The sequence below is a fragment of the Sphingobium sp. PNB genome (genome assembly GCF_019873065.1).
GTDB classification, from domain to species: domain Bacteria; phylum Pseudomonadota; class Alphaproteobacteria; order Sphingomonadales; family Sphingomonadaceae; genus Sphingobium; species Sphingobium fuliginis.
The window spans coordinates 20,263-28,475 of the sequence record NZ_JAINEZ010000070.1 but is presented as its reverse complement, the minus strand read 5'-3'; the positions used below and the strand labels follow the sequence as shown (position 1 = coordinate 28,475).

Sequence of the window (8,213 nt, the reverse complement as noted above, 5' to 3'; positions counted from 1 at the left end):
TTTTGCCATCCGGGGTGGGGCTCGCCCCACCCCGGATGAAATGCTACGCATCACCTCGGGTGTCGCGCTTCAAATGGAAACCGCCAGCGCCGGATAGAAATGTCACCCTCTGCAAAATAGAGATGTCACTGGTGGCATGGTGCTCCCTGGATGCAGGGAGTGCGCGGATGATGGTGGTGTCCATGAGCCATGGCGAGCTTACACGCTTTGATACTCTGCTACGTGTTGAACGCCGGGAGTTGCGGGCCGAGGATGCAGCAACGCTGCTCGGTTTGTCGCGTCGGCAGGTTTATCGATTGCTGATACGGATGCGCGCGGACGGTGCGTCGGGCCTGGTTTCCCGACGTCGTGGACGCCGTAGCAACCGCTGGCTCGGCGACGGAATTCGCGATCATGCGATTGCGTTGGTTCGGGAGCATTACCATGATTTTGGGCCGACGCTGGCTGCCGAGTATCTGGCGGAGCGGCATGATGTGCATATTTCCCGTGAGACGCTGCGCAAGCTGATGATCGAGGCTGGTTTGTGGAAGGACCGTGCGGCGCGTCGTCCGCGCCCCTATCAGCCGCGCTACCGCCGGGACTGCCGCGGCGAACTGGTCCAGATCGATGGCTCGAAGCATTGGTGGTTCGAAGATCGTGGTCCGCAATGCACCCTGCTCGTCTATATTGACGACGCGACCAGTGAACTGATGCATCTTCAGATGGTCGAGAGTGAGAGCACCTTTTCCTACATGGAAGCGACGCGCGAATATATCGAGCGGCATGGCAAGCCGGTGGCCTTCTACTCCGATCAGCACAGCGTCTTCCGTAATTCCCGCGCCAGCGCGGCGCGCGGGGATGGCATGACTCATTTCGGCCGCGCGCTGGACGCGCTGAACATCGAGATCATCTGCGCCAACTCGCCGCAGGCCAAGGGCCGGGTCGAGCGGGCCAACGGCACGTTGCAGGATCGGCTGGTCAAGGCGATGCGGCTGGAGGGCATATCTTCGATCGAAGAAGCGAACGCCTTTCTGCCGGGCTATATGGTCCGCCACAATGCCCGCTTCGCTCGTCCCGCTTTCGATAGTCGCGATCTCCACCGTCCGCTCGCCCTCCATGACGATCTGCGCGCGATCATGGTGTGGCGCGAACAACGGACAGTCACGGCGGCGCTGACACTCCATTACAACAAGGCGATGTTCATCCTGGAACCGACCGAGATCGCCAGGGAGCTGGTGCGCAAGCGAGTGATGGTGTGCGAATATCCTGATGGCCGGCTGGAGATCCAGCATGAAGGCCATGTGTTGCCCTATCGCCAGTTCGACAAGATGCGGCAGGTGAAGCAGCCGGCGATCGTGGAGAACCGCCATCTCGACGCGGCCTTGCTGCTGGCGAAGCAGATCCAGGCGATCGCCCCGCATCACCGGCAGCGCAACAACAATGCTCCTGCCCGTCGTGACCAGCCCACACATCTGTTCCCGGAACCGGAGGTGCCGGCGAAGATCGATGGGCGCCGGTTGGGCGGGGCCAAGCTCAAACGCGGCCCCCGGCTCAGCCAGGCGGAGTTACGGGCGCGCGGCACGCTCGAGTTCGTGAAAGCGCGCTAAGGCCGCGCTGACCGAGCCCGCTGCGTGCGCAGCGGGTCCATGCCCTTCCCCATCTAAGTCGCGCTTCCAGCAGGGTCTGCGCTGCGCTATCTCGAGGGCTCCACGCAGCCCCTGCTGATCGAAAGAGTGTCATTTCTATTTGGCAGAGATTGTGACTTCTCTAAGTAGCAGGAACATTTTATGTACGCGTTGTCAACATGTTATATGGCTTCTTAGCCTTTGCGATTTACACTGCGTTCGCCGAACCCCTGTTTGGGCGGTATCACATCCCCCAGCCATTTCCTCGATCCGAACAGGAAAATCGCTCGGTTGCGGTCAGCTACGGCATTTCGGTAGCATGCTGCGGATCCATCCTTGAATGGCAAGCTCCGTTTTCCAGCGGTGCGGTAATTACCTCGGATGACGGTATTTTTTCGGCGCTGTGAGAAATGCCAGAGGTAGGCACAGCTACCGAAGCTGTCGAAGATCGCTTTATCAACTGTTGATAAGATGCTATCCTCGGGTCAGGAGGTATTTGGATGATCAGCGCGGATCTTGGACAGCAGCTTGAAACGTTCGTGACCAGCTTGGTCGCGAACGGTCGATACAATTCGAAAAGTGAGGTGCTCCGCGAGGGAGTGCGCATGATTCAGGACCGAGAAACCCGCCTTGCAGCGCTCGATGCTTCGATCGCGCGCGGGCTCGCCGACGCTGATACAGGGAACACAACTCCCGCAGAAGCGGTGTTTGATCGCCTTGAAGACAAATATCGCGCCATGGATACCGGCTCTCAATGATCGTCCACCTTTCGGCCGAGGCCGAGCATGACCTTGAGACGATCGGTGATTATATTGCGCAGGACAACCCCGCCCGGGCGATAAGCTTTTTGCGCGAGCTGCGCGAGAAATGCCTGGACCTGTCGAATCATCCTGAACGTTTCCCGCTCGTGCCACGCTTCGAAGGACTGGGCGTGCGGCGCCGCGGGCATGGAAATTATCTGATCTTCTATCGCGTGGAAGCGGACAAGGTCGTCATTGTTCACATCCTGCATGGCGCTCAGGATTACGGAGCGATGCTTTTTCCAGACTGACTATTAACTGCTTCAATGCCCCTCTCTTTTTACCAACTGTCTTTGGACCTGGACCACATCATGAGCCCACCGATGACGACCATCACCAGCGCCGCAGCAGGCATGGCCTGCCGCCGCCCATGAGCTGGTCAGCGCGCCGCGAGGGCTGGAATCCACAGAGTGAAGATGCCCGCGATGACGGGGATGTCTATTACTCTCGCGTCATCCACTCGGCCGCGTTCCGCCGACTGCAAGGCAAGACGCAGATTTTGAATCTCGGCGACAGCGACTTCTACCGGACGCGCCTGACCCACTCGCTAGAAGTCGCGCAGATTGCAGGCGGAATAGCCCGCCAACTCGGCAAGAGCATCCCCGATCACCCCGCCGCCTCGCTCCTGCCCGACCGCGGGACCATCCATTCGATCGGTTGCACCCATGATTTCGGCCATCCTCCCTTCGGCCATGGCGGTGAGATCGCGCTCAACTATTGCATGCGCGATGCAGGCGGGTTCGAGGGGAATGGCCAGACGTTGAGAATATTGGGCCGACTGGAGCATTTCTCCTCCCATGCCGGGGCGAACCTGACGCGCCGGACCATGCTCGGCATCCTGAAATATCCCGTCGCCTTCAGCCGAGTGAGCAATCCGGCGATCATCCCTGCCCTCGTCACCGGCCCGACCACCATCAAGATACTCGACGGCAAGGCGTGCAAGCCCCCCAAGTGCTATCATGATAGCGAGCAGGACGTTGTCGACTGGATTCTTGCGCCGCTGGACAATGAGGATCGCGAAACATTCCAGACGTTCGCGCCCCAGCCCGGCAAGCATGGTCGGTCCATCCACAAATCGCTCGATTGCTCCATCATGGATACGGCCGACGACATCGCTTATGGCGTCCATGATCTGGAAGATGCGATCGCCCTTGACCTCGTCACGCGGGAGCGTTTTGCCGCCGCGCTGCAGGATCGCTGCCCGACTTTTCTCGACGCCCTCAAGGAAAAATATCCGGGCGAGAGCGCCAATGACGTCTTCTCGCAGATGATAGACGGTTTATTCGGCGGCGCTGCCTCGCGCAAGCGCTTCATCGGACGGCTGGTCCACCATTTTCTCACCGCCGTGGAATATGTCGAACTGGACGCCTTTGCCGAGCCATTGCTGCGTTACCGCGTCCGGGTACGGGAAGGCGAGCGTCAGTTCCTCGACGTCCTGCAAAATTTCGTCGTGCGGGAAGTCATCACCAGCCCCGGGGTCCAGCATCTGGAGTTCAAGGGTCAGGGGATGGTCATCGCCGTTTTTGAAGCCATGCAGGCCGACCCGGTCCGGCTTCTCCCCCGCGAAGAGCTTTTGAAGTTTGAGGCAGCGGGCGGCGACCTGCGCATCATCTGCGATTATGTTGCAGCGATGACCGACACGCATCTGCTCAAAACATATGAGCGGTTGTTTTCCCCACGCTTGGGTTCGGTGTTCGACCGTCTCTGACAGGAGCGGTGTGCCTCGCTCCGTCCGCTTATTTGCACGCGCCGGGGATGCGTCATGGCGATGTCACAGGAGGCAGGCTACCTGCGCCACATGAATATCGGTTCATATTTCCGCCTCGAAGGCGTCCTCGTCGCAGGTGCGGTCAATCCCTATGTCCAAGCGCGCAATGGTGCGCTTTGGGAGGTCGGCCTTCTTAAAAATGTCGTTCATCTTCTTCAATCGAACGTGGTGGTCGAAGGCATCAGGACGGGCGCGGAAGCGATCGCGGTCAACTGGATTGAAGCGAACGGGCCGTTTCAATGAACCCTTTCCTCACCCGCCATGTAGCGGTATCGCTCGGTGTCGCCGAAGCGTCCGCCTAACCTCGGCGGTGATCGTGTAGACCGCTTCTCGCTGCGCACCGCGATTGGGATGATCGACGCGGTAGCCCTGATAATGCCGCCGCAGCAGGCCGGCCTTCACCAGATCCGAAACCGCCCGGCTCACACTGGTTCGACCGGAACGGATGATGCGCTCCTGAATCTGCGCCTCACATGCGCGCTCCAGCTCGGCTGGATCAGCGCCATCCTGCGCCATGCCTAGCACCTCTCCCCGCACGGCTTCCACCATGGCGATGCGCCGGCAATCGCGTTTCGCCAGCGGAGCCAAGGCCTGGCAGAGCCAATCGCGAACAGGCACCCTCCCCTCCTCGGTCCTCACATAAGGCCCGAGGCTTCCATTGGGTCCGGCTTCTCGTGCGATGAGTTCCAGTACCAGCAGCGCATAGCGCGGTCGGCGCGTGACGGCCGCAATACGATCGACCAGTTCCGGCTGCGTTGCGCTCGCTGGCGCGAGCGTCGGCCGTACAGGCTTCTTCGCAGACGGCAGAGGTTGCTCGAAACGGTCGGCCTGATAGAACATATCAGGAATCTAGCAGATGATGAGTCGCTGTGAATCCCCTTTTCTGCGCCGGTGCCAGATAAAACCCATGTGTCACTTTGCCCGGCTACGCCCCGTGTTCTGGGGCAATTCCCCTCTTCCGGTCGGCCATCTTCCAGCTTATGCCCTTGCGCATCATCAACGGGAGAATGCCCAATGAACAACACCGATCTCGCCGAAGCCCTGGCTGCCGACCAGGGCCTCACCAAGGCCGATGCCCGCAAATATGTCGACGCCGTTTTCAGCTCGATCGCCAATGCGGCTGCCAAGGGGCAGGAGGTGTCGCTGAACGGCTTCGGCAAGTTCAAGGTGAGTGCGACGTGAAAGTCGTCTAAATAATTGTTTGCGCATGAATAATCTCATGGATCAAACCTGATGTTCCGTCATCAGTAGCCTACCGGCACATGCGGGACTGGTAACGGTCCGGTATGAAGCTGCTGGGACAATGTAGCCGGGCCTTCGGGCCGTGCCGATGCCGTGAGGTGGCGGTATCTTCTGCAAGCATCAGAGCGGATGGGGCGCTAGGCTGGGTGGTATGACTAATTGAAGTGAACTGCTGATAAACGTCGTGAAATTTGACAAGCCAAAGATGCTGATAGGCTTGAACCAAAAGGTGCGCGGTCGGATGTCTCTCTTTACTTTGGAGACACACGGACAAGATAGACCGCCGGCGAATAGGCAGGGTCTAACCCACCCCCGTTATTTAGATGAAACACGGTAAGCCCGTATCTCCGCCCGGCAGTGGGCAGGCCAACCGCAAGGAAAGCTGTCGGTGGTGCGGGTAAAGGATGTCGGAGAAAGCGAAGGCCGGGCTGTAATGGTCTGGACAGGGGTTGCGGCTTGCCAACATCACCCCGCCTGAAAAGGAGCAGACTTCCGACGGGTCTCTCATCGCGAGAAAATATGCAGAACCCTCAAAGGAGGACAGGCAAATGACGGTCATAGCGACTGGTGCGGCCTCCCGCGAAACGGCGGACTGGAGCCAGATTGACTGGTCCTCGGTGCGTCGAACCGTGCGACGGCTGCAAATGCGTATCGCGAAGGCAGTTCGGGAAGGTCGCTGGGGTAAGGTGCAAGCCTTACAGCGGCTGCTGACCCATTCGTTCAGCGGCAAGGCTCTTGCCGTAAAACGAGTTACCGAAAATCGAGGTAAGAGGACGCCCGGAGTCGACCGGATCATCTGGGACACGCCGGGCAAATGCGTCAGAGGAGTATTGTCGCTCAGACGGCGGGGCTATCGGCCACTACCGCTGAGGCGGGTGTATATCCCGAAGGCAAATAGCAAAAAGCTGCGTCCGCTTGGTATTCCGACGATGAAAGACAGGGCCATGCAGGCACTTCACCTGCTTGCGCTACTGCCTGTCGCGGAAACCACGGCAGACCCTAACTCATACGGCTTCCGTCCCTTTCGCGCCGCGCGTGATGCGGCTCGCCAGTGCTTCATTGCACTGCGGGGACGGGGGACGGCGGGATGGGTTCTGGACGCTGACATTGCTGGCTGCTTCGACGAAATCAGCAAGGACTGGCTCACCGCCAACATCTCCATGGACAGGGCGGTGCTCCGGAAGTGGCTGGACTCCGGTTATATGCAGGACGGCGAATGGCACGCAACTCGAGCGGGAACTCCGCAAGGCGGAATAATCTCGCCAACACTTGCCAACATGGCCTTGGACGGAATGGAAACGATGTTAAAGGCTCATTACGGCCCCAAACATCGAAACATACGCACCAAGGTCAATATGATACGTTACGCCGATGACTTTGTCATTACTGGTGCATCGAGAGAAGTGCTGGAGGAGGCAAGGACTTTGGTAGAGGAATTTCTATCTGCACGGGGTCTATCCCTGTCTGAAGAAAAGACTCGCCTCGTGCGGGTCGAGGAAGGCTTCGACTTCCTCGGCTGGAACGTGCGCAGATATGATGGGCACACCCACATCAAACCCGCCAAGAAGAACGTGGCGGCGTTCATGCGCAAAATCCGAACGATTATCAAATCCGCCGCCAGCATAAGGCAGGAGCATCTGATATGGCGACTCAACCCTGTCATACGGGGTTGGACCAATTATCATCACAACCAGGTGGCGAAGGAAACCTTCCGAAAGGTCGATCACCTCATCTGGAAGTGTCTCTGGCAGTGGGCCTGTCGTAGGCACCCGAACAAACCGCGTCGTTGGGTGAAGGGGCGTTACTTCATTCGGGAAGGCACGCGCGACTGGGTGTTCCGCGCAGGCGTGAAGGACGACGGAGGAAACGTCACGTTCACACGGTTGCTGAATGCAGCCGACGTTCCCATCCGTCGCCATTGCAAAATCCGGGCTGCTGCCAATCCGTTTGATCCGGTCTGGGACGGTTACTTCGCCGCAAGGCGCAGCCGACCCACGGATCTACCGGCAGACCTCGGATGACCCGCATCCGCCCCTTGATCGAGGGGACTGGTGGCTCTGGTCACACAGGGCTTCGTGGAGGCTTGAGCTGCATGCAGGGAAACTTGCACGTGCAGTTCTAAGGGGGGAGCGGTCCGGTAACGGGTCGCTCCTACCCGACAGGACAGCCCGGCCCGCGAAGGCCGCAATCCTTCGACCGGTGCGACGATCCAGATCGCTGCGTCGAAGAAGCTGACCTTCACGCCTGGCAAGGCGCTCAAGGACCAAGTGAACGGGTAAGCCGTGAAGGGCCGCCGAACGACGGTTCAACGGCCCTTCCCATCACAAAATTGCATGTCACTTTTTCAACGCAGGTAAAGTGACACATGGGTCACTCAAGGCCAGACGTCGATCGCACTGATCAGAAGAAGTGCCACTCCAGCATCATGGCATCGACCAGAGCCCAGTCGATCTCCCCAAGCTCGAATTTCGTTCGATCAAAAATCCCGCCCGGATCGCCCGGCACGGAAATGTGACCCGGGGCATTAAGGTAGCGATTGACGAACTCCAGCTCGGTTTTCACCACTGCCTTGCGCCCTTCCAGGCACATATCCACCACGTAGCGTAACGCCGGCTCTTCGGCTCTGTCGATGACGCTCCTCAATTCCGGTGCATCGAGCTCGTCAGCGATGACGCGCGCATATTGGTTCGCGCCATGCTCAAGAATGAGGATGCGCTCGAGCGTCTCCTCCATGGTTTCGGGCCGATCATGCTCTGCGCCGATGAGCTGGGCGACTTCCGACCTGTTCTTTCGCGCATA

At 59.2% G+C, this 8,213-nt stretch carries 8 protein-coding genes and 2 pseudogenes; 8 read left to right on the top strand and 2 right to left on the bottom strand.

What is annotated here, in order from left to right; translation table 11 throughout:
- Positions 1-167 precede the first annotated feature (167 nt).
- The 5 genes from K7W03_RS19990 to K7W03_RS19970 all read left to right on the top strand — a co-directional run bounded on the left by K7W03_RS19990 (position 168) and on the right by K7W03_RS19970 (position 4,415).
- Complete coding sequence (locus K7W03_RS19990; RefSeq protein WP_061939481.1) at positions 168-1,586, top strand: ISNCY family transposase; 1,419 nt, start codon at positions 168-170, stop codon at positions 1,584-1,586.
- Positions 1,587-2,104: 518 nt separating this feature from the next.
- Positions 2,105-2,362: a type II toxin-antitoxin system ParD family antitoxin gene (locus K7W03_RS19985; RefSeq protein ID WP_061939483.1), complete on the top strand. Its 258-nt coding sequence runs from the start codon at positions 2,105-2,107 to the stop codon at positions 2,360-2,362.
- Positions 2,359-2,655: a type II toxin-antitoxin system RelE/ParE family toxin gene (locus tag K7W03_RS19980; RefSeq protein WP_061939485.1), complete on the top strand. Its 297-nt coding sequence runs from the start codon at positions 2,359-2,361 to the stop codon at positions 2,653-2,655. Before K7W03_RS19985 ends, K7W03_RS19980 begins: the two co-directional genes overlap by 4 nt.
- Positions 2,656-2,774: 119 nt before the next feature.
- The gene (locus K7W03_RS19975; RefSeq protein ID WP_061939487.1) at positions 2,775-4,112 is read left to right on the top strand and encodes an anti-phage deoxyguanosine triphosphatase; all 1,338 of its coding nucleotides are present in this window, start codon (positions 2,775-2,777) and stop codon (positions 4,110-4,112) included.
- A gap of 54 nt (positions 4,113-4,166) precedes the next feature.
- Positions 4,167-4,415 carry a DUF5818 domain-containing protein gene (locus K7W03_RS19970; protein WP_062733589.1) on the top strand — a complete coding sequence of 83 codons (249 nt, stop codon included), beginning with the start codon at positions 4,167-4,169 and terminating at the stop codon, positions 4,413-4,415.
- Positions 4,416-4,424: 9 nt separating this feature from the next.
- Here the strand turns inward: K7W03_RS19970 and K7W03_RS19965 are convergent, their stop codons facing one another.
- Positions 4,425-5,012, bottom strand: a complete 588-nt coding sequence (locus K7W03_RS19965) for a hypothetical protein (RefSeq protein WP_061939491.1) — start codon at positions 5,010-5,012, stop codon at positions 4,425-4,427.
- Positions 5,013-5,186: 174 nt separating this feature from the next.
- Between K7W03_RS19965 and K7W03_RS19960 the strand changes: the two are divergent.
- The 3 genes and pseudogenes from K7W03_RS19960 to K7W03_RS19950 form a co-directional block, all read left to right on the top strand.
- A pseudogene (locus tag K7W03_RS19960) lies at positions 5,187-5,342 on the top strand (HU family DNA-binding protein); the annotation flags it as partial.
- Between the two features lie 620 nt (positions 5,343-5,962).
- Positions 5,963-7,435 carry a group II intron reverse transcriptase/maturase gene (gene ltrA / locus K7W03_RS19955; RefSeq protein ID WP_061939493.1) on the top strand — a complete coding sequence of 491 codons (1,473 nt, stop codon included), beginning with the start codon at positions 5,963-5,965 and terminating at the stop codon, positions 7,433-7,435.
- 138 nt (positions 7,436-7,573) lie between these two features.
- A pseudogene (locus tag K7W03_RS19950) lies at positions 7,574-7,693 on the top strand (HU family DNA-binding protein); the annotation flags it as partial.
- Between the two features lie 121 nt (positions 7,694-7,814).
- Here K7W03_RS19950 and K7W03_RS19945 read toward each other — a convergent pair.
- The gene (locus K7W03_RS19945) at positions 7,815-8,147 is read right to left on the bottom strand and encodes a hypothetical protein (protein ID WP_061939495.1); all 333 of its coding nucleotides are present in this window, start codon (positions 8,145-8,147) and stop codon (positions 7,815-7,817) included.
- Positions 8,148-8,213 lie beyond the last annotated feature (66 nt).

Coding starts and splice junctions, on each gene's coding strand:
- K7W03_RS19990 (WP_061939481.1), top strand. CDS start 168: ATGATGGTGGTGTCCATGAGCCATGGCGAGCTTACACGCTTTGATACT.
- K7W03_RS19985 (WP_061939483.1), top strand. CDS start 2,105: ATGATCAGCGCGGATCTTGGACAGCAGCTTGAAACGTTCGTGACCAGC.
- K7W03_RS19980 (WP_061939485.1), top strand. CDS start 2,359: ATGATCGTCCACCTTTCGGCCGAGGCCGAGCATGACCTTGAGACGATC.
- K7W03_RS19975 (WP_061939487.1), top strand. CDS start 2,775: ATGAGCTGGTCAGCGCGCCGCGAGGGCTGGAATCCACAGAGTGAAGAT.
- K7W03_RS19970 (WP_062733589.1), top strand. CDS start 4,167: ATGGCGATGTCACAGGAGGCAGGCTACCTGCGCCACATGAATATCGGT.
- K7W03_RS19965 (WP_061939491.1), bottom strand. CDS start 5,012: ATGTTCTATCAGGCCGACCGTTTCGAGCAACCTCTGCCGTCTGCGAAG.
- ltrA (WP_061939493.1), top strand. CDS start 5,963: ATGACGGTCATAGCGACTGGTGCGGCCTCCCGCGAAACGGCGGACTGG.
- K7W03_RS19945 (WP_061939495.1), bottom strand. CDS start 8,147: ATGGAGGAGACGCTCGAGCGCATCCTCATTCTTGAGCATGGCGCGAAC.